We start from the raw sequence: 25,458 nt of genomic DNA, 5'->3' as shown, positions 1-25,458 counted from the left end.
CCGGGCGTTGCCTTAATCCGTGCAATGGAGATATGATGAGCGAAAAGAAACCCGCCGAGGTGAAACTGGAAATCCAGCTCGACGAGGAGATGGCCCAGGGTGTCTATGCCAACCTGGCCGTCGTCAATCACAGCGATTCGGAGTTCACGCTCGACTTCATCTTCGTTCCGCCGCAGGCTCCCCGGGCCAAGGTGCGCAGCCGGGTGATCACCTCTCCCCGGCACGTCAAGCGCCTGATTGCGGCGCTGCAGGACAACCTCGCCCGCTACGAACGGACCCACGGCGCCGTGGAAGGCGAACGTCCAAAACCTGCCCCGGACGGGGGGAAGGTCCATTGAGAGGGACGCGATGAATCGGGGAAAACCTTTGGCCTCCGTCTTCCTTTTGACGTGCCTGCTCTTCGTTTCCGGCGGCTGTCAGGGGAGGGGGGCAAAGCACCTGCTGATTTTAAACTCCCCGGTCATCACCGAGGCGGTGGTCTGGTCGGGCGAGGTGAGAATCAGCGGGGTGGCCACCGTCAAGAAGGAGGGTCGGCTGACGATCCTTCCCGGGACCCGCGTCGTCTTCAGCAAAATCGACGGGGACGGGGACGGCATCGGCGATTCGGAACTGCTGGTGGAAGGGGAACTTCTCGCCCGGGGAACGAAGGGGGCGCCGATTGTCTTTACCAGCGGCGCCGCAAAACCCCAGAAGGCCGACTGGAAATATCTCTATCTCGACTTCGCCCGGCGCGCCGAACTTTCCTGGGTGGTCAGCGAGTACGCCTACAGCGGCGTCCAGATCCACTTCTGCCAGGCCCGCATCGTCGACTCGGTCTTCCGCTACAACGTCGACGGCGTGCGCTTCTCGACGGTCAAGCTCGAACTGGCCGGCAACCGCATTCACGACAACAGCCACGGACTGCGCTACGAAGAGCGGGGGAGCACGGCTCATATCCACCACAACGAGATCCGCGACAACGACATCGGTATCTTCGTCGTCACCCGGGGCGACGACAGGGCCGTCATCGAGGGGAACAACATCGTCGGCAGCCTTGCCTACAGCGTCAAGCTGGGGCTGGAACAGCAGGGCGACGTTACCCTCCCCGGCAACTGGTGGGGGAGCAGCGATCCGGAGGCCGTGGCCTCCACCTTCTTTGATCACCGTTTCGATCGGAGTCTGGGAACGGTCAGGGCCCCCGAGCCCCTCGCCGCTCCGGTCCCCATAGACGCATGGCACCTGCACCAAGGAGATCAATTATGAAAAAGACGTTTTTCCCCCTGCTCGCTCTCGTTCTGGCATCCTTTATCCTCTTTGCCGCTGCCGTCCTCCCCGCCGGGGCCTGCGTCGGCAAGACCCTGGTGATCGGCTCCACCGGGACGGTGCAGCAGGATATCCTGGCCCAGCTCCTGTCGATCCTCATCAGCGAGCGCACCGGGACGTCGGTGAAGGTCCAGCGTTTCGACTCCTCGGCCGCAGCCCACGCCTCCCTCCTCAAGGCCGACCTCGACCTCTATGTGGAGTACACCGGCGTCGGGCAGGTGGAAATCCTTCACGGGGCGGCGATATCCGATCCCGAAGCGCTTTATCAGGCGGTCAAGGACACCTACAACCAGGAGCTCAACCTGGTCTGGCTCAAGCCGATCGGCTTCGACGAGCCAAGGGTGGCCCCCGCGGGGGTGGCGGCTCAGGCCGCCCCCGTGGTGCGCAAGGACACGTTGAAAAAATTTCCCGCCCTGGCCCGTCTGATCAACAAACTCGGCGGGGCGATCGACGCTCCCGCCATGCAACGCCTCGAAGCGAAGGCCGCCGGTGAAAATATCGCCGCCGTGGCCCGGCAGTTTCTCAAGGACGGTCAGCTGATCTGAAGAGGGGGGTTCCCCCGGGAGGCAAGATGCCGGCAATTGATCGCCGCCAATTTGTTCGACAAGCCCTGCGCAGCGCCCTGGCGGTGACGGCCATGGGCGGAGTGCCGGTTCTCGACCTCTGGGCCGCCGCGGCAAGTCCGGAGACGTTCCCTGCCGTGGCGGTGCGTCGGGGAGAAGAGATCCCGGAGCTGGTGCGCCGGACGGTGGCGGCCCTCGGGGGCATGGGCGCCTTCGTCAAGCCGGGCGAAACGGTGGTGGTCAAGCCGAACATCGGCTGGGATCGGACCGTCGAGTTGGCGGCCAATACCCATCCCCTGGTGGTGCGCACCGTCGTCGAACTCTGCCTCGAGGCCGGGGCCAAAAAAGTGCGGGTCTTCGATCGCAGTGCCAACGATCCCCGCCGTTGCTACGTGCAGAGCGGCATCCAGCAGGCCGTCGAGGAGATCGGATCCGAACGGGCCGTCATCGAGCACATGGAGCGCCGCGCCTATCGCGACCTCGACATCAAGAGGGGGGTGGAGCTGACCCGCTGGTCCTTTTACGGACCGGCCCTCGATGCCGACCGCCTGATCAACCTGCCGATTGCCAAGCATCACTCCATGTCCATTCTTACCCTGGGGATGAAGAACCTGATGGGGGTGATCGGCGGCAACCGCGGCACCCTCCATCGGGAAATCGCCGAGTCCCTGGCCGATATCAACACCATTATCCCTTCGACCCTGACCCTCATCGACGCCACCCGGATTCTGGTGGCCAACGGACCCCAGGGGGGGCGCCTCGAAGACGTGCGCGTTAAAAATACCCTCATCGCCTCTCCCGATATCATCGCCGCCGACAGTGCCGCCGTATCTCTCTTCGACCTTCGCCCCGAGGAGATCCCAACCATCGTTGCCGGGGCCCGGCGCGGACTGGGGGTCATGGATTTAACCAGGGTGCGCATGGTTTGAAGACCCTTCTGACCCTCCGAAATCTGCGCCGCGCCGTCCAGATCCTCTCCCTGGCAATCATCGTCGCCCTCTTTCTGGCGACGGAATACCGGGGAGAGGACAGGCTCCCCTATCCTGTCGGCCTCCTCTTTCGCCTCGACCCCCTCGCCGCTCTCGCCGCCGCCTTCGCTCCGGGTTCCTTTCCCTGGGCGATTCTCTGGCCGGCCCTCGCCCTGCTCCTTTTGACGGCGCTCTTCGGGCGATTCTTCTGCGGCTGGATCTGTCCCCTCGGCACCACCCTCGACGGCTGCGGCAAGGCGCTGGGGCGCGGAGCGAACGGCAATTATCCCCGCCGGCGGCGGATCAAGTACTATCTCCTGATCTTCCTAGTCGCCGCCGCTCTCTTCGGCGTGCAGCTGTTCGGGCTCTTCGATCCCCTGGCGATCTTTCTTCGCACCCTGACGCTCTCGCTCTATCCGGCCGCCAATCTTCTCCTCAGCGATTTCTTCGATTTTTTCTATCAGCATTCCGTGCCCCTCCTTTCGCCCCTGGTCAACGGCGCCTACCCCCTGTTCCGCGACACCGTCCTGGCCTTCCAGCAGCCCTACTTCACCCTCTCCCTCTTCACCCTTGTCGTCTTTGTCGCGATCATTTTTCTTGAGAAGGTCGAGGGGCGCTTCTGGTGCAAGAATCTCTGTCCCCTCGGCGCCCTTTTCGGTCTCTGCGCCTCCAGGGCGCTCCTGGTTCGCCGCCCCGGGACCCTTTGCGCCGATTGCCGGAGCTGCACCGAGCGCTGCCACGCCGGTGCGGTGACCGCCGGGGGGCATCGCCGCCAGGAGTGCCTCCTCTGTCTCGACTGCAGCGACTTCTGCCCCGAGCGCCGGGTGACTTGGAGCTTCGGCAATCCGGGGAAGGGGAGGGTGGGGATCGATCTGAGCCGCCGGGGACTCCTCGCCTCCCTGGCCGGGGGCGTTTTGATCGCGCCGGTGGTCGGGATCGCTCCGCCGGTCTATCGCCGCAACCCCTTCCTCCTTCGTCCCCCCGGCGCCGTGAATGAGGAGGAATTTTTGCGCCGCTGCATCCGCTGCGGTGAATGCCTGAAAGTCTGCATCGGCGGCGCTCTCCACCCCGCCTTCCTCCAGGCCGGGGCGACAGGTCTCTGGACCCCGCTCCTCGTCCCGCGCATCGGCTACTGCGAGTACAATTGCACGCTCTGCGGTCAGGTCTGCCCCACCGGCGCCATCCGCCTCCTCCCTCTGGCCGAGAAGAAGAAGGAGGTCGTCGGCCTGGCGGTCTTCGACAAAAATCGCTGTCTCCCTTTTGCCGAAGGGGTGGAATGTCTGGTTTGCGAGGAGCACTGTCCGACGGGGGAGAAGGCGATTGTTTTCGAGGAGAAGGAGGTCCTTGTCGAGGGGGTGGCGACCAACCTCAAATTCCCTCGACTGCTGAAAAAACGCTGTGTCGGCTGCGGCATCTGCGAAACCAAGTGTCCCATCGAGGGGAGCAGCGCCATCCGGGTGATTAACGAAGGGGAGAGCCGGCGGACAAAGGATGCCTGGGTCTGATCAGGGGGTAGGGCAGGACTAAAAAAAACGAGGGCGCCCCATCCGGGACGCCCTCGTTGTCTTTAGATGTATGGAATCTGCCTCAGGCGGGGAGGGAGGGGAGCTCGAGGCCGGCGACGCGGTCGAGCATGCGCACCACCTGGCAGCTGTAGCCGTACTCGTTGTCGTACCAGACATAGAGGACGCAGCGGTTTTTCTCGACGATGGTGGCCAGGGAGTCGACCACACCGGCGTACTCGCTGCCGACGAAGTCGCTGGAGACCGCCTCGGGGGAGTTGGTGTAGTCGATCTGGTTCTGCAGCGGCGAGTCGAGGGAGACGTCGCGCAGATAGCTGTTGAGCTCGGCCACCGACGTCTCTTTCTCCAAAGTCAGATTGAGGATGGCCAGCGAGACGTTGGGGGTCGGCACGCGGATGGCGTTGCCGGTGAGCTTGCCGGCCAGTTCCGGCAGCGCCTTGGCCACGGCCTTGGCGGCGCCGGTCTCGGTGATGACCATGTTGAGAGGGGCCCCGCGGCCGCGGCGGTCCTTGTCGTGGTAGTTGTCGATGAGGTTCTGGTCGTTGGTGTACGAGTGGCAGGTCTCCACGTGGCCGTTGACGATGCCGAAGCCGTCGTTGATCGCCTTGAGGACCGGGACGATGGCGTTGGTGGTGCAACTGGCGGCGGAGAGGATGCTCTCCTCGTCCCGGATCAGATCGTTGTTGACGCCGTAGACGACGTTGGGGATCGTCCCCTTGCCGGGCGCGGTGAGGAGGACGCGGGAAATCCCCTTGGCCTGGAGGTGACGGCCGAGGCCGTCGCGGTCGCGCCATTTGCCGGTGTTGTCGACGAGGATGGCGTCCCTGATTCCGTACTGGGTGTAGTCGACGGTTTCCGGCGCGTCGGAGTAGATGATGCGGATCATGTTGCCGTTGGCGATGATCGCGTTCTCCTCCTTGTCGATGGTGATGGCGCCGTTGAAGGGGCCGTGCACCGAATCGCGGCGCAGGAGGCTGGCGCGCTTGGCCAGGTCGTCGTCGCTCCCCTTGCGCACCACCGCGGCGCGGAGGCGCATCTTGTCGCCGCCGCCGGCCTGCTCGATGAGGATGCGGGCGAGAAGGCGGCCGATGCGGCCGAAGCCGTAGAGAACGACGTCGCGGGGCTCGCTGAGGATCGGAGCCTTGCCGGTGTTGATGGCGGCGAGTTCCTGGCGCAGAAAGGTGTCGAGGTCGAGGCCGTTTCCCTGGGCCTGGAAGCGGATGGTCAGCTTGCCGATGTCGACCTTGCCGGGGGCGAGGTCCAGGCGGGTCATCGCCTCGATGACCGGAAAACTGTCCCGGATCGAGAGTTCGTTCTCGAGAATCTGCCGGGCAAAGCGGTGGGCCTTGAGGATGTCGATGGTCGACTTGTTGACCAGGGAGCGCCCGTAGACGGTGGTGACGACGCCGTGGTTGCGGTAGAGCCGGCCGATGAGGGGGAGGGCCGTTTCGGCGAGCTCTTCCCGGTTTTGCCAGTCCTTGAAATAGTTTTCCTGCTTCTTGGTACTACTCATCTCAGGATCCCTTCCCAACAAGAATAGGCCGTAGCGGCCGGTTGCGTACAAACCCGCGTATCTTAGTTGAACTTCCCCCCTTTTTCAACCTTTTTGCCGGGATAAAAATGCGACTTAGGGCTGGACTTGACCCCAGTTGGCTGATATTAATAAGCCTTTGTCGCCGCAGAAAAAATGCCTTGGTCGTTGCGGCACGGCGCGGCCGGCGCCCGACAAGGTTCCCCGTTTCAGCAAGGAGGTCGATATCCATGGGCAATACGGTGCATTTCAGTGATCTTGGCCTGGTCAATACCCGGGAAATCTTCAGGAAGGCGGTCGGCGGCGGGTACGCCATCCCCGCCTACAACTTCAACAACCTCGAGCAGCTGCAGGCCATCGTCGTCGCCTGCGTCGAAACCTCCTCGCCGGTGATCATCCAGGTGAGCAAGGGGGCGCGCAACTACGCCAACGAGACGATGTTGCGCCACATGGCCCAGGGCGCCGTGGCGATGGCCACGGAGATGGGCTCGAAGATCCCCATCGTCCTCCATCTCGATCACGGCGATTCCTTCGAGCTCTGCAAATCCTGCGTCGACTCGGGCTTCTCGTCGGTGATGATCGACGGTTCGCACCTCCCTTATGAGGAGAACATCGCCCTGACGAAGAAGGTGGTCGACTACGCCCACGCCCGGGACGTCTCCGTCGAGGGGGAACTCGGGGTCCTGGCCGGGATCGAGGACGAGGTCTCCGCCGAGCATTCCACCTACACCCAGCCGGAGGAGGTGGAGGACTTCGTCGCCAAGACCGGCGTCGACTCCCTGGCCATTTCCATCGGCACCAGCCACGGCGCCTTCAAGTTCCGCCTCAAGGAGGGGGAATCGGTGCCGCCGCTGCGCTTCGATATTCTCGAGGAGATCGAACGGCGCCTCCCCGGGTTTCCCATCGTTCTCCACGGCGCCTCCAGCGTCGTGCAGGAGTACGTGGAGCTGATCAATGCTTACGGCGGCCATATGGAAGGGGCCGTCGGCGTTCCCGAGGAGCAGTTGCGCCGCGCCGCGGCCAGCGCCGTGTGCAAGATCAACATCGACTCCGACGGCCGGCTGGCGGTGACCGCCAAGGTCCGTGAATACCTCGCCAAAAACCCCGGCGAATTCGATCCTCGCAAATATCTCGGCGAGGCGCGCAACGAACTGGTCAGGCTGATCAAGCACAAGAACCAGGCGGTCCTCGGCAGCGCCGGCAAGGCCTGAGGGTTTATCAGGGTAGGGAGACGAAAAGGGCCCCTGTTCCTTCTCCGGAACGGGGGCCTTTTTTCGTCATGTAAATAGCGACCGGTGCCAAGGACCCGCTCCCGTTCCTACTTTTTCGGCTGGCCGTGGCTGCCCATCGGCCGCGGCTCCCGAAAGAGAACCTCCACCGACTCCTCTTTCCCCTCCCGTTCGATGCGGAGGGTCCCCCGGTCGCCCGGGCGCTTCTGCTTGACGGCATAGATGAGGTCGAAGGTGTCGCCTATCGCCTCGCCGTCGATGGCCAGGAGAAAGTCCCTCTTCTGCAGACCGGCGGCCTCCGCGTTCGACTCCGGAACCACCCCCTCCACCGTCACCCGCCCGGCGTCCGTGCCGAGGAGGACGCCGAGTTTGACCTCGGTCTTCTCGAGGCTTTCGTAGGCGCAGTAGAGGATGAAATCGTAGGGGCGCATGGGGAAGTCGGGGGTCTCGACGTCCATCAGGGACTCCTCCTTTCCTTCCGGGATGAGGATCTCCCGGGTTCCGACCAGGGTATAGGAGGTGGGGAGGCGCCGGAAGGCCCGGCGGGGGATGCCGAACCCGTAGCGGACGTGGTTGCCGCCGGCGACCACCACCAGGCGCTTTCCGCTGCCGGCGGGGCTGCCCAGATAGGCGGCGACGTTGGCCGCCATCGTCTCGTCCCACAGGGTCTGGATCTGCAGGAAACGCTCGAGGTGCCGCCCCCCCTGGTCATGGCCGGCGAAGATGGCTGTGGTCTGCGCCCGCTGGTAGGGATCGTCGAGATCCATCTCGGGGAGAAGCTGCCGCTCCTCCTCGGAGAGTCCGGCAAGCCCCTTCTCCTTGACGGCGGAAACCAGACTCTTTTCGGCATTGAGGCCGAGAAGGGGGATCTTCTCCCGGCGGACAAAATCGAGGAGTTCCCGGTAGTAGTCGAAATCCATCCCCCAGGCTTCGAACCAGCGGACCCGTTTCAGGAAGGTCTTTTCGTCGAGGCGGCCGGCGGTCCAGTCGTCGAGGACTCCCTGCTGGGACGGGGTGAACATCTCCATGCCGAGGGCGATGTTTCCGGGATGGCGCCGGGACATCTCCTGCAGTACGGCGAGTTCGAGGCGGTGGGAGGCGGGATTGTCGTGGGTTTCGCCGACATAGACGATGCGCGCATCGCCGACAACCGCCAGCATCTCCCCTTGACTGACCGAGACGCCGGTGGCGAGGTGGCGGATCTCCCCCACCTCCGGCGGCTGGCCGCCGGGGTAGGGGAGTCGGGGGTTGCCGAGAGGGGGAGGGGCGCAGCCGCTCATGAGGAGCAGGAGGAGGGAGAAGAGGGCGGCCGGAACGGTGTGCACGACTGAGGGCATGGGGCGGTCTCCATCGGCAGCGGCGATGCCTTGGTCAGTAGATGTTTTTGGAATAGAAGATCTCGGTCATCTCGCGGCTCAGGCTCTCCTTGACCCGGGCCTTCTCCTCGGTGGAGAAGTCGCTGGCGGCGGTGGCGAAGAGGTAGTTGTCGAGGTTGAAGTCGCGCAGCAGCATCTTGGTGTGGAAGAGGTTTTCCTGGTGGATATTGATGTCCACGCACTGGTAGTTGTCGAGGATGTGCTTCTGGATGTACTGCTGAATCGAGAGGATCTTGTGGTCGATATAGTGTTTTTTCCCCTTGACGTCGCGGGTGAAACCGCGGACCTTGTAGTCCATCAGCACGATGTCCGACTCGAAGGAGTCGATCAGGTGGTTGAGGGCCTTCAAGGGGCTGATCTTGCCGCAGGTGGAGACGTCGACGTCGACCCGGAAGGTCGAGACCCCGGTGCGCGAGTCGGTCTCGGGGTAAGTGTGGATGCAGAGGTGGCTCTTGTCGAGATGGGCCAGCACCTGGTCGGGCTTGATGGTCTCCACCGGTTCCTCGGCGATGAGGATGGTGACGCTCGCCCCCATCGGATCGTAGTCCTGGCTGGAGATGTTGAGGATGTTGGCACCGATGATGTCCGAAACCTCGGTGAGGATCTTGACCAGACGCTCGGAATTGTACTCCTCGTCGATGTACTCGAGGTATTCCTTGCGCGCCTGGGGAGATCGGGCGTAGCAGACATCGTAGATGTTGAAGGAAAGGGTTTTGGTGAGATTGTTGAAGCCCCGCAGCTTGATTCGCGGCGGACGCTTGTTGCGGACGGTCTTGACGTTCTTCTTTGCGCACATAAGCAATATCCCTCCCAAGGGGGTGGTGAGATATTTGGCAAGCCAAATCCAGTGATTAGACCATGAAAGGACGGTTCAGGACAAGGGGTATTCTGCGGTGCCCCTCATTTAATTCCGGAACCGCAGCGGCGCCCCGCCGGGGAGGCCGAGGCGGCGGATCTGACCCCCCGTGAAGACCCTGTCCTGCGGGTTTTGCCATTGACGGCCGACAAGGGGAAAAGCTAGGATAAAGCTCCCGTCATCCCGCCGGGCGCCCTGCAAGTCAAAGAACGACTTCCTTTGGTTGCCCGTATTCCATGAGGCCCAGATGCTCACTCCCCGACCTCGGCGCCGGCCTTCGCCGTCACCCCTCCTGAAAGTCTTACTGCTGGCCGCCCTATTTTGCGCCACCGGCTGCTCGCCGGACGAAAAGGCCAAGGGGGACACCCCGGCACCGGCCCGGCCTCCGGTGCCGGTCGTCGTCGCTCGGGCGGAGCAAAAAGCGGTGCCGGTCGAACTCCGGTCCGTCGGCCAGGTCGAGGCCTCGTCGACGGTCACGGTGCGGTCCCAGGTCGCCGGGGTCATCGCCCGGGTCCATTTCCGGCAAGGGGATGAGGTCCGTCGCGGAGACCTCCTCTTCACCCTCGATCAAGGCCCCCTGGCCGCCGCCCTGGCCAAGGCCGAGGCCGACGGGGAGCAGGCGCGGGTGGCGGCGGAAAAGGCCGCAGCCGATGCGGCGCGTTACGCCCGGCTGCTGGAGGAAGGATTCGTCAGCCGCGAGGAGGCGGAGACCGTCCGCGCTCAGGCCGACAGCCTGGAGGCGGCCCTGGCCGCCGCCCGTGCCACCCTGGAACAGGCCCGCATTCAGCTCCGCTACGCCACCATCCGTGCACCCCAGGGGGGGAGGACCGGCGAGCTGCTGGTGCATCCGGGGACGGTGGTCAAGGCCAACGACGCCCCCGATCTGGTCACCATCAACGCCCTCCACCCGGTTCTGGTCGGCTTCAGCCTCCCGGAGCGGAGCCTGGCGGCACTGCGCAGGCACCAGGCGGCAAGAAGCCTGGAAGTGTCGGCGCAGGTTCCCGGCGACGACGGACCGCCGGAGCGCGGGACCCTGAGCTTTCTCGACAACCGGGTCGATCCGGCCACCGGGACGATCCGCCTCAAGGGGACCTTTGCCAATCCCGGCAACCGGCTCTGGCCGGGGCAGTTTGTCGAGGTGGCCCTCCTGCTCGAGACCCTCGCCGATGCGGTGGTCGTTCCGAGCGCCGCCATACAGACCGGCCAGCAGGGGACGTACCTCTTTGTCGTCCAGCCGGACGGCAGCGCGGAGACGCGAAGGGTGAAGGTCGGGATCAGCGCCGGCGACGAGACGGTCATCGAAGCGGGACTGGCCGCCGGGGAATCGGTGGTCACCGAGGGGCAGCAGCGGATCTCTCCCGGCGCCCGGGTCGAAGTGAAAGAGTCCGGGGCCTTGCAGCCATGAACGTCTCGGCCCTCTTCATCCGCCGGCCGGTGATGACCAGCCTGGTCATGCTCTCGATCCTGATCTTCGGCACCTTCGCCTACCGGCTCCTGGCGGTCAACGACCTGCCGAGCATCGATTTCCCCACCATCCAGGTGCGCGCCAGTCTCCCCGGGGCCAATCCGGAGACGATGGCCAGCGCCGTGGCGACCCCCCTGGAGCGCCAGCTCTCCACCATCGCCGGCATCGAGTCGCTGAGCTCCACCAACGGCGCGGGGTCGACGATCATCACCCTGCAGTTTGCCCTCGACCGGGATATCGATGCCGCCGCCCAGGACGTCCAGTCGGCCATTTCCCAGGCCGCCCGCCAGCTCCCCAAGGAGATGCCGAGTCCGCCGTCGATCCGCAAGGTCAACCCCGCCGATTCCCCGATTCTCTATCTGGCCCTGAGTTCCCCGACCCTCCCCCTCTCCGAAGTCAACGAATACGCCGATACCGTCATCTCGCCGCGCATTTCCATGATCAGCGGAGTCGCCCAGGTCCTGGTCTACGGTTCGCAGAAGTATGCGGTGCGCATCGACCTCGACCCACGGCTGCTGGTGAGCCGGGGGATCGGCCTCAACGAGGTCGCAGCGGCTCTTTCGAGCTGGAACGTCAACCTGCCGACGGGGGGGGTGCAGGGGAAAAGCCAGGCCTACACCCTGCAGGTCAGCGGCCAGCTCTACAACGCCGCGGCCTTCCGCTCGCTGGTCGTCGCCTACCGCGCCGGCGCGCCCGTGCGTCTTTCCGACCTCGGTACGGTCAGCGACGGCGTCGAGAACGACAAGGTGGCCGCCTGGTACAATGCCGGCGGAAAATCGACGCGGGCGGTGGTCCTGGCCATCCAGCGCCAGCCGGGGACCAACACCATCGCGGTGGTCGACCGCATCAAGGAGGAGATCCCCAGTTTCCGCGCCCAGCTCCCCGGGGCGATCGAGCTCAACATCCTCTACGACCGCTCCAGCTCCATTCGCGAGTCGGTATCGGAAGTCAAGTTCACCCTGATTCTGACCATCGTCCTGGTCATCCTCGTCATCTTCCTCTTTTTGCGCAATCTCTCGGCGACCGTCATCCCCAGTCTGGCGCTCCCCCTCTCCATCGTCGGCACCTTTGCCGTCATGTACCAGTTCGGCTTCTCGATCAACAACATCACGCTGCTGGCCCTGACCCTCTCCGTCGGCTTCGTCGTCGACGACGCCATCGTCATGCTGGAGAACATCGTCCGCCACATGGAGAAGGGCGAGACGCCGATGGAGGCGTCGTTGCGGGGGTCGAAGGAGATCGGCTTCACCATCGTCTCCATGACCATCTCCCTGGTCGCCGTTTTCATCCCCGTCCTCTTCATGGCCGGCATGGTCGGCCGGATTCTCCACGAGTTCGCCATCACCATCGCCGTGGCCATCCTCCTGTCCGGCTTCGTCTCATTGACCCTCACGCCGATGCTCGCCAGCCGTTTTCTCAAGCCCTACGCCGAGGCGCGCCACGGCCGCCTCTACCAGTTCATGGAGCGTTTTTTCGACGGCTGGCTCCGTCTCTACGAAAGAACCCTGGATTGGGTGCTCCGTCACCGGCGGTCGGTCCTCATCCTGACCCTCTTACTCACCGTCTCCACCGGCTGGCTGTTCACCCGGATCCCGACGGGGCTCTTTCCGGCCGACGACGTCGGCGCCATCCGCGGCATCACCGAGGGGGCCCAGGGGGTCTCCTTCGAGGAGATGAAGCGCAATCAGGCCCAACTGGTGGCCATCGTCCTTAAAGACCCCGACGTCGAAGCCTTCATGTCCTCCGTCGGCGCCTCCGGTTCGCGGGTCGGTTCCAACAGCGGTTTTTTGTTCATCAAGCTCAAGCCCCGCAGCGAACGGGAAGCCAACGCCGACCAGATCATCCAGCGCCTGCGGCCGCAGCTCGGGGGGATTCCCGGCATCCGCATCTTTCTCCAGAACCCGCCGCCGGTCCGCCTCGAATCGACCTCCTCCAAGGCCCAGTACCAGTTCGTGCTGCAGAGCCCGGACAGCGACGAACTCTACGCCACCGCGACGGAGTTTGAAGCGAAACTGCGCTCCCTGCCGCTGCTGCAGGACGTGACCTCGGATCTGGAAATCAAGAACCCCCAGCTCAACCTCAGCATCGACCGGGACCGGGCCGCATCCCTCGGGGTGAGCGCCGAAGAGATCGAAACGACCCTCTATTCGGCCTACGGCGCCCGCCAGGTCTCGACCATTTTCTCCCCGACCAACCAGTACCAGGTGATCATGGAACTGGCGCCGGAATTTCAGGCCGATCCGGCCGCACTGGAGCTCCTCTACATCCGCTCGGCCGAGGACGCCCTCGTCCCCCTCTCCTCCCTGGTCACAGTCACCCGCGGCCTCGGGCCCCTGTCGGTCAACCACCTCGGGCAGATCACCGCGGTGACCGTCTCCTTCAACCTCAAGCCGGAGGTGCCGCTGGGGAGCGCTGTGGCGGCCATCGAAGCCGAGGCCCGCACCCTCCCCCCGTCCATCACCACCGGCTTCCAGGGGACGGCCCAGGTCTACAAGGCCTCGACCAAGGGGCTGGCCCTGCTGCTGATTCTGGCGATTCTGGTAATCTACATCGTCCTGGGGATCCTCTACGAGAGCTACATCCATCCCCTGACCATCCTCTCCGGACTCCCCTCGGCAGGCTTCGGGGCGCTCATCACCCTGCTGATCTTCGGCAAGGATCTCAACCTCTATGCTTTCGTCGGCATCATCATGCTGGTCGGAATCGTCAAGAAGAACGCCATCATGATGATCGACTTCGCCCTCGAAGCGCAGCGCAGCGAGGGGCTTTCGCCGCTGGAGGCGATCCATCGCGGCTGCCTGATCCGTTTCCGGCCAATCATGATGACGACTATGGCGGCGCTCATGGGAACCTTGCCGATCGCCATCGGCCTCGGCGCCGGCGCCGAGGCGCGCCGCCCCCTCGGCCTGGCGGTGGTCGGCGGGCTCCTCGTCTCCCAGCTGCTGACCCTCTACATCACGCCGGTGATCTATTACTATATGGATCGACTGCAGCAGGGGGTCATGGGGCGGCTGCAAAGACGGCGGGCGGTCGGAGCGGCCGAAGGGTAGCAAGGGGGAGTTTTCTCGGGAAGAAGAAGGGCCGGCACGGATCGTGTGCCGGCCCTTTTTTATTGCCGGCCGTCGGCCGGAACGGCCTCGGCTGCGAGGGTGCAGCTGCCGGTGCCGCAGACGTCCTCAATGCAGTCGAGAAAGGTCCGGAGGAGTGGCTCGGCCGTCCGATGCGGGTGGAGAACGACGCTGCGGCAGCGGATCTGGCGGAAGTCGGGGACTCTGTGCGCCCGCAGGGTCCCGGCGGCGAGCTGCTCGACCACCAGGCTGCGGGAGATGAAAGAGATGCCGTTGCCGGCCTCAACGCTGCTGATGGTCAGGCGCAGATCGTCGGAAATGACCAGGCCCGGGAAGGCGGAGAGGGAACTGCCGACCTTCTCGAGGTTCTGCTGCAGCAGCCGTTTCGAGCTGCAGCCGTCCCGTCGGGCATAGAGACGATGGCGCTGGAGGTCGTCCAGGTGCACCGCCTCCTCGCCGAGGTCGAGTTGGGGGGCGCCGATGAAGACCAGCTCGTCCTCCGGCAGCGGTTGGATGAAGAGCCCCTCCAGTTCCAGGTCCTGGCAGTACTCGATGACCGCCAGGTCGAAATCCCCTTCGAGGAGCCCTTTGATCGCCTGGTCGGGCTGGGCGAAGATGAACTTGAGATCGTCGAGATCGGCGTTCTGCAACAGAAACCGGTTGAGAACCCGGGGGAGATAGGCGGTGCCGAAGGTCGGCGTGCAGCAGAGGGAGAGGCGCTTTTCGCTGGAAAAACGCTCCAGCTCGTCGCGCAGTTCCTGCTCCCTGGTGAGGATGGCCCGGGCCTTGCCGATGATTCGGGCGCCGATCCGGGTGAGGACCAGTCCGGTGCTTGCGCGATCGAAGAGCTGCTGGCCGAAATGCTCCTCGAGAAACTTGATGCGCTGGGAGACGGCCGATTGGGTCAGGTTGAGAATCTCGGCGGTCCGCGAGAAATTGCCGGTCTCCGCAGCAACGACAAGCGTCTTCAAATAGCGTGTTTCCATGGGCCTCTCTTTCGGGACGGGCGACTATAAGACTTACTTATTGAGCCATAAAAACAATTCGCTTCATCTTACTATTGCAATGGATTAATCTCAACAAAATTTCCCGGTACTGTTGCGGTGCCGGGCCAACTCGAAGGAGATTCGTCATGCACAAGGACCAACGATGGAGATGGCGGCACCTGCCACTGCTGCTGCTCATGGCGGCGACCCTGCTGCCGGGATGCAGCAGCGACAACGATCCTTCGCCCGTTTCGGCTCCGACGGTGACCGAACTGTTCGCCTCCAGCCTGCACGGCACACGGGACGGCAAGGACACCTGGTACAACGACACCGACGGCTTCAGCAGCGTCGTCAACGTCGCCTACAGCGACCTCCCCTGCGCCGACTGCCACAACAAGGCGGCCTGGGAAACACGGGCCGATGCCGATGGCGGACCGCGAGCCTGGACCGGGCCGAACTGCCTCGATTGCCATGAAAGCACCCCCGGCGACGCGGTGGCCGACAGCACCTGCCTCGGCTGCCACAGCCGCCAGGGGACCGAGGTCGCCCTCGGGCTCACCGACGTCCATCGCGACGGCCCTTTGGCCATGGGATGCATGGACTGCCACACCCAGGGCGACGTGCACGGCGACGGCAACGCCTATCCGACCATGTTCGCTCCCGGCGCCATCGACGCCAAGTGCCAGAACTGCCACACGGAAACCGACCTGGCCGGTCTCAACGATTTTCATGACCCCCTGCACATGGGCGCCATCGACTGCTCGGCCTGTCACATGACCAGCGCCATCACGTGCTACAACTGCCACTTCGACAACGAGGCCGACGCAACCGGCGACATCCTCCACGCCAAGTTCGCCTCCGCCAAGTTCGGCGGCCCCGGCGCCAAGGCCTGGCGCTTCCTGGTCAACCGGGTGATCGACGATCAGGGGACGACCAAGATCTTTGCCGGCAGCATGCAATCGCTGATGGCCGATGTCACCGCTTCATCGGCTCCGGGCGAAGACGGCCTCGGCGCCACCTTCGTCGCCATCGGCCCCTACTACAGTCATTCGATTCAGAGAAACGCCATCACCTGCGAAGACTGCCACGCCAGCGCCGCCATGCAGCAGTACGTCGATACGGGGACAATGGACGTCGTCAAATGGAAGCCCGCCGAAGGCGTCGCCGTCACGGCGGCCAACCTCGGAATCGAGGGGTGGCAGGGACCCAAGGGGGTCATTCCGGTCCCTCCGGACTATGCGACCGCCCTCAATTTCGACTTCGTCGACCTGGTCGACCCCGCTGCGCCCCTCAACGCCAGCGGCACCTCCTCGAGCGATCGCGTCCTCTTCAAACGCGGCGCCGACTACATCCACTTCGTCGACGAGTACGTCCAGCCCCTGACCGTCGGTCAGATGCAGCGGCTCGGCTGGTTCGCCAACAGCCTTCACGCCACCCGCGCCGGCAAGGCGACCTTCTATGACGACGGCCTTAACGAGGCCACACCCGCACCTCTGCAGGCCGGCTTCGGCAACTACGTCGACGTCCCCTACGCCGATCTCCCCTGCGTCAACTGCCATAACGCCAGCGACAACGGCCCCTGGGACAGCGATCCGGCCGCCGGTGTCGTGCTCGATACCTGGCCGGGGAACCCGGTCTGCCGCGACTGTCACGGCAACACGACGGAAGGGAAGAGCCCGGTGGTCGGTTCCACCGTCGCCAACGACGTCTGCAAGGGGTGCCACAGCCGCCTCGGCGCCGAAGCCGCCGTCGGCATGACCGACGTTCACGGCCTCTTCAGCTGCAGCCAATGCCACGCCCTGGGCGACATCCACGGGGTCACCGGCGAAAAACCGGCGACCCAGTTCGACGGCGCCATCACCGCCGACTGCCTCGCCTGCCATACCCCGAGCACCACGGTCATGGAGCACGCCGTCCATCCGACGGGGATCGACTGTTCCACCTGCCATATGCAGAGCGTCGTCACCTGCTACAACTGTCATTTCGACAACGAGGCGATCAACGACGGCAGCGTTCTCCACGCCAAGTTCGCCAGCGCCAAGTTCGGCGGCACCGCCGCTTCCGGCAAATCCTGGCGCTTCCTGGTCAACAAGGTCATGGCCGACGGCACCACCAAGGTCTTCCCCGGCAGCATGCAGTCGCTGATGGCCGACGTCACCGCCAGCAACTTCCCCGGCGAGGACAACCAGGGAGCGACCTTCGTCGCCATCGCCCCCTACTATGCCCACGCCATCACCCGTGTCGACGCCCTGACCTGCGACAAGTGTCACGGCACGGCGACCGCCATCGCCCTCGCCGCCGGAAATCCCGTCGACGTCGTCGCCTGGACCGCCGCCGACGGCGTCGAGGTGCCGGTCGGCAGCATGATGGCCACCTGGCAGGCTCCGTCCGGAGTCATCCCGGTACCTGAAAACACCGCGCTCCTCGGTTTCGACTTCATCGATCTCGTCGATCCGGCGGCGGCCCTCACTCCCACGGCCACCTCCTCCAGTCCCCGCCTGGCCTTCAAGAGGGATGCCGATGCCGTCCACATGCCTGAAGAGTACGTCCGGCCGCTGACGGCGGCCCAGATGAGTGCTCTGGGACACAGCATCCACAATGCGACCCTTAACTGTGCCCTTTGTCACGGCAAGTAGTTTAGTCTCCAGTTGAACACAAAAGCCCGGCTGCTTCGGCAGCCGGGCTTTTTCTTTTCTATTCGGCTATCCCGTTCCCGCCGAGGGTGCATCTTATTGAAATCGTCCCCTGGTCTTTAGGACCCGGGTCTGGCCCTGTTGAATTTGGCGGGATGGTCTGCTCAGCCGGCGTCGGCCTGCTTTTCCTTGCGTTCGTTCATCACCTTGTAGGCGCAGAACTCGCCGCACATGGTGCAGGCGCCGTGTTCTTCGTCGACCCCCGATTCGGCGCGGAGGCGGCGGGCCTTGGCCGGGTCGAGGGCGAGGGCGAACTGCCCCTCCCAGTCGAGGTTCTTGCGGCACTTGGCCATGGCGATGTCCTTGTCGATGGCGCCCTTGACCCCCTTGACGATGTCGCCGGCGTGGGCGGCGAGACGGCAGGCGATGACCCCCTCGTGGACGTCCTCGACGGTGGGGAGGCGCAGGTGCTCGCTGGCGGTGACGTAGCAGAGGAAGTCGGCTCCGGCCGCCGCGGCCAGGGTGCCGCCGATGGCGCAGGTGATGTGGTCGTAGCCGGGAGCGATGTCGGTGACCAGCGGGCCGAGGACGTAGAAGGGGGCGCCGTGGCAGAGGCGCTTCTGCAGCTGGATGTTGGTTTCGATCTGGTTCAGGGGGACGTGTCCCGGTCCTTCGATCATCACCTGGATCCCGGCCGCCCAGGCGCGCTGGGTGAGCTCGCCGAGGATGATCAGCTCGAAGATCTGGGCGCGGTCCGTGGCGTCGGCGATGCATCCGGGGCGGAAGCCGTCGCCCAGCGACAGGGTGGCGTCGTAGGGCTTGACCAGCTCCAGCAGGCGGTCGAACTCCTCGTAGAGGGGGTTTTCGGCGTTGTTGTGGGTCATCCACTCGACGGTGAAAGAACCGCCGCGGGAGACGACTTCCATGATCCGTCCCTCGCGGTCCATCCGTTCCACGGTGGCGCGGGTGACGCCGCAGTGAACGGTGATGAAGTCGACGCCGTCGTCGAGGTGCTTCCTGATCCCGTCGAAGATCTCGTCGGCGGTCATGTCGACCATCGCCTTCCCCTTGCGGGTCACGGTGTCGACGGCGGCCTGGTAGAGGGGGACGGAGCCGATGCAGACGGTCGTTTCGCGGATGATGGCGGCGCGGATCTCGTCGATGGGGCCGCCGGTGGAGAGATCCATGATGGCGTCGGCGCCGGCGGCGACGGCGACCCGGGCCTTCTCCAGCTCCTTGTCGATATTCTTGTCGTCCTTGCTGGTGCCGATGTTGGCGTTGACCTTGGTGCGCAGCCCCTTGCCGACGGCGAGGGGAATGCCGTTTTTGTGGAGGTTGTTGTGGCAGATGATCGCCGTCCCTTCGGCAATGCGGCTGCGCAGGATCTCGGGGTCGATCCCTTCGACCTCGGCGGCCTGGCGCATCTTGTCGGTAATAATGCCCTGGCGGGCCGCTTCAAGCTGGGTCATGGTGTCCTCTTTGTTATGATGGCGATGATGGAAGATGCGATTGAAAATGAAAAGGGCCAAACCTCAAAAGTCTCTTCAACGCTGAGACGCGGAGTCCGGAGAGGCGGAGAGAAGACCGTTGCCCGTCACCGCCTTAGCCCCCTGCCAGTGGTTGACCGGGCCGTGGCCGGAGCCCAGGGGGACGGCGCTTCTGATCGCCTCGGTGATGTAGGCCTTGGCGAGGGCGACGGCCTGCGGCAGCGGCACTCCCTGGGCGAGGGCGGTGGCGATGGCCGCGGCGTAGCTGCAGCCGGTGCCGTGGGTGTTGACTGTAGCGATGCGCGGCGCGGCGAGCCGGTGCAGGGTGTTGCCGGCCAGGAGCAGATCGACGGCCTCTCCTTCGAGGTGTCCCCCTTTGAGGAGGACGTTGCGCGCCCCCATCGCCTGCAGGCGCTTGGCGGCGGCCTCCATCTCGTCCTCCGTCGTCACCCGGAGTCCGGTGAGGGCTTCGGCTTCGGGGAGGTTGGGGGTCAGGAGGTAGGTCCGGGGGATGAGCTCGTCGCAAAAGGCCTTGATCGCCTCCTGCTGCAACAGGGGAGCTCCCCCCTTGGCGATCATCACCGGGTCGACGACGGTCAGAAGAGAGCGCTCTTCGATGGCGCGGGCGACGACGGTGACGATGCCGGCGTCGAAGAGCATCCCGGTCTTGAGGACGTCGCAGCCGATGTCGGTAAGGACCGTCTCGATCTGCAGGGCGACAAAGTCGGCCGGGGCGGCATGGATGCCGGCCACTCCCCGGGTGTTCTGGGCGGTGAGGGCGGTGACGGCGCTCATCCCGTAGCTTCCCAATAACGCGATCGTCTTGAGGTCGGCCTGGATGCCTGCGCCGCCGCCGGAATCGGAACCGGCCACGGTGAGGACCCGTCCCCGGGGAAAGGGGAGGCGGCGGTTGAAGAGGAGGGCGAGTTCGGCAGCGGCCAAAGCCGGGGAGGGATCGCCCATCACCGCCGAGATCGTCGCCAGGGCGTCGGCACCGGCGTCGATGACCTCTCCGGCCTGTTTGTAGTCGATGCCGCCGATGGCGACGATCGGCAGGGAGACGGCGGCGCGAACCTCGCGGAGGCGCTCGAGCCCGACCACCTTAGCGTCGTTTTTGCTTCCGGTGGCAAAGATGGCACCGAGGCCGATATAGTCGGCGCCCTCCGCTTCGGCCCGGCTCGCCTCGGAGGGGGTGCGGGTCGAGACGCCGATGATTTTATTCCCGCCGAGAAGGGCGCGGGCGGCGGAAACGCTGCCGTCCCCCTGACCGAGATGGACGCCGTCGGCGCCGCACTCCCGGGCCAGTCGGGGGTCGTCGTTGACCAGAAAGAGGGCGCCGGTTTCGTGGCAGAGGGCACGCAGCTGCCGGGCCATCTTCAACCGGTCGCCGGGTTCGGCGTTTTTATCCCGGTACTGGACGACCCGGGCGCCGCCGGCGAGGGCGGATTGAACCCGCCGGGCGAGGCCGCCGTCGTTGCCGTCGGTGATGAGGTAGAGTCCGGTGATCATGATGGTGGTGGCCCCTCTGGAAGTAACCGGAACAATGACGGATGGGATGAGGTCGCAAACACTCGAAGCCGACCACAGAGACACAGAGACACAGAGGCTACAGAGAAAGAAAACACTCAAACCTTTTGTTCTTTACCTCAGTGCCTCTGTGCCTCTGTGGTGAAAATGCTTTTTTTACCTGCAACTCATTGATTCAAAGTTGAAAAATAGCCCAGACTCAGAATATGAAAACCAGAATCTCTCCCTCTCAGCGTCTCCGCGTTGAAGGATTTGGATTGGAATGTTTTTCCAAAAAAAATCGCCGCCACCTGCAAACAGGCGCGACGATCGGTGGAATACCGCTTCCTCTCGCCGCTTCCCTCCGCCGGAATGACCCGGATCAGGTTCTAAGGGTCGTCCGGCCTTGCGGCAGGACTCTCAGTGCAACACTCCCCTAGCGGTCTAGCTATGTGCTTCCGGCATCAGGCCAGGACGATCCTTTTGTTGAGAAAATCGATTTCGCCGATGTTTCCCGGGACAACTCTGACCTTGCCGAGAACGTCGACCAGTTTGAGCTCTCCGTTTCCCGGCAGGATGGAGGCCACGTGTTCGAGGGTGGTCTCCTCGTCGCCGTCGATGAGCAGAAACGATCCGTGATCCAGACACATGGTGGCACCTCCCGGCAAAGTGGAGAAAAGCCTAAAGGATTCGGCAGTTGCTGTCAACCTTATTGTCTGCCTCCCCCCGACTTTGCCCTTTACAGTCCCGGGGCGCCGTGATAGAAATCTTGTTTCCCGTTTCTCCCCTTAAGGACTGCATGGACCATGCAAGTTCACCGTCCGACCCATGTTGAAATCGACCTCGACGCCCTGCGTCACAACTTTCTCCTCGCCCGGGCCCAGGCCGGAGAAGGGCGGGAGGTCCTGGCCGTGGTCAAGGCCGACGCCTACGGCCACGGCGCGGTCCCGGTGGCCCGGGTTCTTCAGGGAGCCGGTGCCGATCTTTTCGGAGTCGCCATCGTCGAGGAAGGGGTCGAACTGCGCCGGGCGGGTATCCATGCGCCGATCCTCGTTCTCGGCGGCATTTATCCCGGACAGGAAGAGGACCTGCTGCGCCAGGATCTCACCCCCTGTCTCTTCGATCTTGCGGTGGCTCGCCGCCTGCAGACGGCGGCCGCGGCGGCCGGAAGAATCCTTCCCTACCATCTCAAGCTCGATACGGGGATGGGGCGGGTCGGCTTTCGCCCCGAGGAGCTCCCGCAGGTGTTGGCGGAACTTGCCGCCCTCCCCGCGCTGAGGATGGAGGGGGTCATCTCCCACCTCGCCCTGGCCGACGAGCCGCAGCACCCCTTTACCGACGAACAGGTGCGGCGTTTCCGGCAGGCGCTGGCGCAGATCCGCGCCGCAGGTTTTGCTCCCCGCTACACCCACATCGGCAACAGCGCCGCCCTCTTTTCCCGCGTCCTCCCCGAATGCAACCTGGTCCGCCCCGGGATCGTCCTCTACGGCGGGCTCCCTGCGGCGGAATTCGCCGGCCGCCTCGACCTGCAGCCGGTGATGAGCTTTCGTACCTCCATCGCCCAGCTCAAGACCGTCCCGCCGGGAACCGGGATCTCCTACGGCCACCGCTTCACCACCTCCGTCCCGACGCTGCTGGCGACGATTCCCGTCGGCTATGCCGACGGTTACAGCCGCCACCTCTCCTGCAAGGGAGAGGTCCTGGTCCGCGGCCGGCGGGCTCCCGTGGTCGGCACCGTCTGCATGGACTGGACCCTCATCGACGTCAGCGCCATCCCCGGCGTCGAGGTCGGCGACGAGGTCACCCTCCTCGGATCCGACAACGGCAACCGGATCAGCGCCGAGGAGTGGGCGGAAAAAGTGGGGAGCATCTCCTACGAGGTCTTCTGCTCGGTCAGCAAGCGGGTGCCGCGCATCTACAAGGATCAATCGTCCGACCTCCAGGGGCCGACCGCCGAGGCCGCTCCTCAACCCTGATTCCCTCGGGACCTATCCTATGCGTCAAGGGACTGCCTTTCTCGCCGTCGATCTCGGCACCACCACCCTGGCCGGCCGCCTCCTCGGCGCCGACGGGGCGGTGCTCGCCGAGGCGCGGCATCTCAACCCCCAGGCACTCTTCGGCGCCGACATCATCCGCCGTCTCGAGGCCGCAAGGGGAGGGGAGGGGGGGCGCCTTCAGGGCCTCCTCGTCGAGGGGATCGCGTCCCTGGTGGCCGAACTCCTGACTCAGGCGTCTCTCCCCCGCCGCGCCATTGCCGCCGCCGCGGCGGCGGGAAACCCCGGCATCAGCTACCTGCTGCGCAACCTCCCCGTCGACGCCATCCTCTTCCCCCCCCATCGCCCGGCCGAACATCAGGGGGTCGATCTGGCCCCGGAAACCCTCGGCCTCGATCTCCCCGTCCCCCTCTATCTCTTCCCCCTGGTCAGCGGCTATGTCGGTGGCGACCTGGTCGCCTTCGTCTATTCCCGCCCCTCCGTCGAAGCGGGGACCTTCTTCCTCGATATCGGCACCAACGGCGAGATGGCCCTCTTCGACGGGACGCGCTGGTGGGTCACCTCCGTCGCCGCCGGACCGGCCTTCGAAGGGGGCGGAATCTCCTGCGGCATCCCCCTGGCGCCCGGGGCGGTCACCGATGTTGCCGTGGAGGACGATAAACTGAAACTTACGGTGCAGGGGGGCGCTTCCCCCCGGGGACTCTGCGGCAGCGGCCTGGCCGCCGCCGTCGCCGCCGCTCTCGACGGCGGCCTCATCGATTCCCGGGGGACGATCGCGTCCGCCGGCGAGATCGCCACCAATCTCGCCCGTCACATCGTCGAATCCCCCGCCGGACGGGGACTGCGCCTCCATCGCGACGCCGCCGGGGAACTCCTTTTGACCCAGGAGGATATCCGCAACTTCCAGCTCGCCAAGGGGGCGATACTCGCCGGGGTTGAGTGTCTGCTGCAGCGGGCCGGCCTCCGTGCCGAGGAGGTGCGCCTCTCCCTGGTGACCGGCGCCTTCGGTTTTTCCCTGGCCCCGGCGGTCCTGAAAAGGGTTGCCATCCTCCCGAAAAACATGGTAGATAAGGTCGTCTTTGTCCCCGGGGGAGCCCTCTTAGGAGTCGGCCGCTTCCTCCTCGACCCGGAGGGCAGGACCACCCTGGCAGAACTGGCCGCCCGACTCAAGCCCTATCCCCTCTCCGGAACACCCGCCTTCGAGCAGGCGTTTCTTCGAGCCATCGACTTTTAAAAAACCGCCGCAACGACGGTTTTTTCTCGTTTTAAGGATCCGGTAAACGCCATCGCCGGCACAGAGAAAGGAACTCCCATGGCTGTCATCAAGCGCGCCCTCATCAGTGTCTCGGACAAGACCGGGATCGTCGAATTTGCCCGGGAACTCGCCGGTTTCGGAGCGGAAATCCTCTCCACCGGCGGCACCGCCAAACTCCTGCGCGAGCAGGGTCTGACCGTCAAGGACGTTTCCGACTTCACCGGCTTCCCCGAAATGCTCGACGGCCGGGTCAAGACCCTCCATCCCAAGGTCCACGGCGGCCTCCTCGGCATGCGCGACAATCCCGAGCACGTGGCGAAGATGGCCGAGCACGGCATTCTTCCTATCGACATGGTGGTGGTCAATCTCTATCCCTTCGAGGCGACCGTCGCCAAAGAGGAGTGCTCCCTCGAAGACGCCATCGAAAACATCGATATCGGCGGCCCGACCATGCTGCGCAGCGCCGCCAAGAACAACCGCGACGTCACGGTGCTCGTCGACGCCGGCGACTACGCCGCCGTCCTCTCGGAGATGAAGGAAAACGGCGGCGCCGTCGGGACCGAGACCAACTTCCGCCTGGCGGTGAAGGTCTACCAGCACACCGCCGCCTACGACGGGGCGATCTCCAACTGGCTCGGCAAAAAGCTCTCCGCAGAGGAGGCCCAGTTTCCGCCGACCCTGACCTTCCAGCTCAAAAAGGCCCAGGGGATGCGTTACGGCGAAAACCCCCACCAGCAGGCGGCCTTCTACGTCGAGAAGGACGTCCGGGAGGCCTGTATCGCCACCGCGCGCCAGCTGCAGGGCAAGGAGCTCTCCTACAACAACATCGGCGACACCGACGCCGCCCTCGAATGCATCAAGCAGTTTACCGAGGGCCCGGCCTGCGTCATCGTCAAGCACGCCAACCCCTGCGGCGTCGCCTACGGCTCAACCCTCCTCGAGGCCTACACCCGCGCCTTCTCCACCGATCCCGAGTCCTCTTTCGGCGGCATCATCGCCTTCAACCGCGAGCTCGACGGCGAGACCGCCAGGGCAATCTGCGACAAGCAGTTCGTCGAGGTGATCATCGCTCCGACCGTTTCTGCTGCCGCATCCGAAATCGTCGCCGCCAAAAAGAACGTACGCCTTCTCGAGTGCGGTTCCTGGCCCGCCGAGCCGGGGCAGCGCCTCGAAATGAAGCGGGTTAACGGCGGGCTCCTGGTGCAGGACGCCGACCTCGCCCTCTTCGGCGAGCTCAAGGTGGTCTCCAGGCGCCAGCCGAGCCCAGAAGAGATGAAGGATCTCCTCTTCGCCTGGCGGGTGGCCAAGTTCGTCAAGAGCAACGCCATCGTCTACGGCAAGAACGGAATGACCATCGGCGTCGGCGCCGGGCAGATGAGCCGGGTCAACTCGGCGCGCATCGCCGCCATCAAGGCCGAGCAGGCCGGGCTCGAAGTCAAGGGCTCGGTGATGGCTTCCGACGCCTTCTTCCCCTTCCGCGACGGCATCGACAACGCCGCCGGCGTCGGCATCGCCGCCGTCATTCAGCCCGGCGGCTCGATCCGCGACGAGGAGGTCATCGCCGCCGCCGACGAGCACGGCATGGCGATGGTCTTTACGGCCATGCGGCATTTCAGGCACTAGGGGGAGGAAGGGGCCCTTTCGGCCGATCTCGGCGCTGCCCGGCGCTCGGTCCTCGTCGACGTACGATGTACGCCTCCTCGGGCCTCCCTTGGG

The 25,458-nt window shown here is 64.8% G+C and carries 19 protein-coding genes and 1 riboswitch; of the genes, 12 read left to right on the top strand and 7 right to left on the bottom strand.

The window, feature by feature from the left end; all coding sequences use genetic code 11:
• The first annotated feature begins 35 nt into the window (after window positions 1-35).
• The 5 genes from DSOUD_RS14615 to DSOUD_RS14595 are packed head-to-tail and all read left to right on the top strand — an operon-like array spanning window position 36 to window position 4,338.
• Window positions 36-338: a DUF3467 domain-containing protein gene (locus tag DSOUD_RS14615; RefSeq protein WP_096335444.1), complete on the top strand. Its 303-nt coding sequence runs from the start codon at window positions 36-38 to the stop codon at window positions 336-338.
• 10 nt (window positions 339-348) lie between these two features.
• The gene (locus DSOUD_RS14610; RefSeq protein ID WP_082351299.1) at window positions 349-1,242 is read left to right on the top strand and encodes a NosD domain-containing protein; all 894 of its coding nucleotides are present in this window, start codon (window positions 349-351) and stop codon (window positions 1,240-1,242) included.
• Window positions 1,239-1,847, top strand: coding sequence for a glycine betaine ABC transporter substrate-binding protein (locus DSOUD_RS14605; protein ID WP_053551701.1), 609 nt, complete (start codon window positions 1,239-1,241; stop codon window positions 1,845-1,847). The genes DSOUD_RS14610 and DSOUD_RS14605 overlap by 4 nt, the downstream gene beginning before the upstream one ends.
• Window positions 1,848-1,873: 26 nt before the next feature.
• Window positions 1,874-2,794 (top strand): DUF362 domain-containing protein, encoded by a 921-nt coding sequence (locus tag DSOUD_RS14600; RefSeq protein ID WP_082351297.1) that lies wholly within the window; start codon window positions 1,874-1,876, stop codon window positions 2,792-2,794.
• Entirely contained in the window at window positions 2,791-4,338 is a 1,548-nt protein-coding gene (locus DSOUD_RS14595; protein ID WP_053551700.1) for a 4Fe-4S binding protein, read from the top strand. Before DSOUD_RS14600 ends, DSOUD_RS14595 begins: the two co-directional genes overlap by 4 nt.
• An 82-nt stretch (window positions 4,339-4,420) precedes the next feature.
• On the opposite strand, the gene DSOUD_RS14590 is transcribed toward DSOUD_RS14595, so the two are convergent.
• Window positions 4,421-5,869, bottom strand: a complete 1,449-nt coding sequence (locus DSOUD_RS14590) for a glyceraldehyde-3-phosphate dehydrogenase (protein WP_053551699.1) — start codon at window positions 5,867-5,869, stop codon at window positions 4,421-4,423.
• Window positions 5,870-6,117: 248 nt separating this feature from the next.
• Here DSOUD_RS14590 and DSOUD_RS14585 point away from each other — a divergent pair, with 248 nt between their 5' ends.
• Window positions 6,118-7,098, top strand: a complete 981-nt coding sequence (locus DSOUD_RS14585) for a class II fructose-bisphosphate aldolase (RefSeq protein ID WP_053551698.1) — start codon at window positions 6,118-6,120, stop codon at window positions 7,096-7,098.
• Between the two features lie 107 nt (window positions 7,099-7,205).
• On the opposite strand, the gene DSOUD_RS14580 is transcribed toward DSOUD_RS14585, so the two are convergent.
• Window positions 7,206-8,453 (bottom strand): ChaN family lipoprotein, encoded by a 1,248-nt coding sequence (locus tag DSOUD_RS14580; RefSeq protein WP_053551697.1) that lies wholly within the window; start codon window positions 8,451-8,453, stop codon window positions 7,206-7,208.
• A gap of 34 nt (window positions 8,454-8,487) precedes the next feature.
• Window positions 8,488-9,288: an adenosylmethionine decarboxylase gene (speD, locus tag DSOUD_RS14575; protein ID WP_053551696.1), complete on the bottom strand. Its 801-nt coding sequence runs from the start codon at window positions 9,286-9,288 to the stop codon at window positions 8,488-8,490.
• A gap of 307 nt (window positions 9,289-9,595) precedes the next feature.
• Between speD and DSOUD_RS14565 the strand changes: the two genes are divergently transcribed.
• Both DSOUD_RS14565 and DSOUD_RS14560 read left to right on the top strand, forming a co-directional pair.
• Entirely contained in the window at window positions 9,596-10,753 is a 1,158-nt protein-coding gene (locus tag DSOUD_RS14565) for an efflux RND transporter periplasmic adaptor subunit (protein WP_053551694.1), read from the top strand.
• A complete protein-coding gene (locus DSOUD_RS14560; protein ID WP_053551693.1) occupies window positions 10,750-13,863 on the top strand; it encodes an efflux RND transporter permease subunit in 3,114 nt (1,037 codons plus the stop codon). The genes DSOUD_RS14565 and DSOUD_RS14560 overlap by 4 nt, the downstream gene beginning before the upstream one ends.
• Before the next feature lie 59 nt (window positions 13,864-13,922).
• Here DSOUD_RS14560 and DSOUD_RS14555 read toward each other — a convergent pair whose 3' ends face one another.
• Window positions 13,923-14,867 (bottom strand): LysR family transcriptional regulator, encoded by a 945-nt coding sequence (locus tag DSOUD_RS14555; protein WP_053551692.1) that lies wholly within the window; start codon window positions 14,865-14,867, stop codon window positions 13,923-13,925.
• A 146-nt stretch (window positions 14,868-15,013) separates the two neighbouring features.
• Between DSOUD_RS14555 and DSOUD_RS14550 the strand changes: the two genes are divergently transcribed.
• Window positions 15,014-17,503: a cytochrome c3 family protein gene (locus tag DSOUD_RS14550; RefSeq protein ID WP_053551691.1), complete on the top strand. Its 2,490-nt coding sequence runs from the start codon at window positions 15,014-15,016 to the stop codon at window positions 17,501-17,503.
• A 161-nt stretch (window positions 17,504-17,664) separates the two neighbouring features.
• On the opposite strand, the gene thiC is transcribed toward DSOUD_RS14550, so the two are convergent.
• From thiC to DSOUD_RS14535, 3 genes are all read right to left on the bottom strand, one after another.
• The gene (gene thiC / locus DSOUD_RS14545; protein WP_053552401.1) at window positions 17,665-18,969 is read right to left on the bottom strand and encodes a phosphomethylpyrimidine synthase ThiC; all 1,305 of its coding nucleotides are present in this window, start codon (window positions 18,967-18,969) and stop codon (window positions 17,665-17,667) included.
• 75 nt (window positions 18,970-19,044) lie between these two features.
• Window positions 19,045-20,496 (bottom strand): bifunctional hydroxymethylpyrimidine kinase/phosphomethylpyrimidine kinase, encoded by a 1,452-nt coding sequence (thiD, locus tag DSOUD_RS14540; protein ID WP_053551690.1) that lies wholly within the window; start codon window positions 20,494-20,496, stop codon window positions 19,045-19,047.
• Between the two features lie 339 nt (window positions 20,497-20,835).
• Window positions 20,836-20,941, bottom strand: a riboswitch (TPP riboswitch).
• Window positions 20,942-20,957: 16 nt separating this feature from the next.
• Window positions 20,958-21,143 carry a CooT family nickel-binding protein gene (locus DSOUD_RS14535; protein WP_053551689.1) on the bottom strand — a complete coding sequence of 62 codons (186 nt, stop codon included), beginning with the start codon at window positions 21,141-21,143 and terminating at the stop codon, window positions 20,958-20,960.
• A 156-nt stretch (window positions 21,144-21,299) separates the two neighbouring features.
• Here DSOUD_RS14535 and alr point away from each other — a divergent pair, with 156 nt between their 5' ends.
• From alr to purH, 3 genes are all read left to right on the top strand, one after another.
• Complete coding sequence (alr, locus tag DSOUD_RS14530; protein WP_053551688.1) at window positions 21,300-22,469, top strand: alanine racemase; 1,170 nt, start codon at window positions 21,300-21,302, stop codon at window positions 22,467-22,469.
• Window positions 22,470-22,488: 19 nt separating this feature from the next.
• Entirely contained in the window at window positions 22,489-23,721 is a 1,233-nt protein-coding gene (locus DSOUD_RS14525) for an ASKHA domain-containing protein (RefSeq protein WP_053551687.1), read from the top strand.
• Between the two features lie 78 nt (window positions 23,722-23,799).
• The gene (gene purH / locus DSOUD_RS14520) at window positions 23,800-25,365 is read left to right on the top strand and encodes a bifunctional phosphoribosylaminoimidazolecarboxamide formyltransferase/IMP cyclohydrolase (RefSeq protein ID WP_053551686.1); all 1,566 of its coding nucleotides are present in this window, start codon (window positions 23,800-23,802) and stop codon (window positions 25,363-25,365) included.
• Window positions 25,366-25,458: the final 93 nt, after the last annotated feature.

Source organism: Desulfuromonas soudanensis, assembly GCF_001278055.1.
GTDB lineage: Bacteria > Desulfobacterota > Desulfuromonadia > Desulfuromonadales > WTL > Deferrimonas > Deferrimonas soudanensis.
The sequence above is the reverse complement of the archived record's forward strand: the minus strand, read 5'-3'. Positions and strand labels throughout refer to the sequence as shown.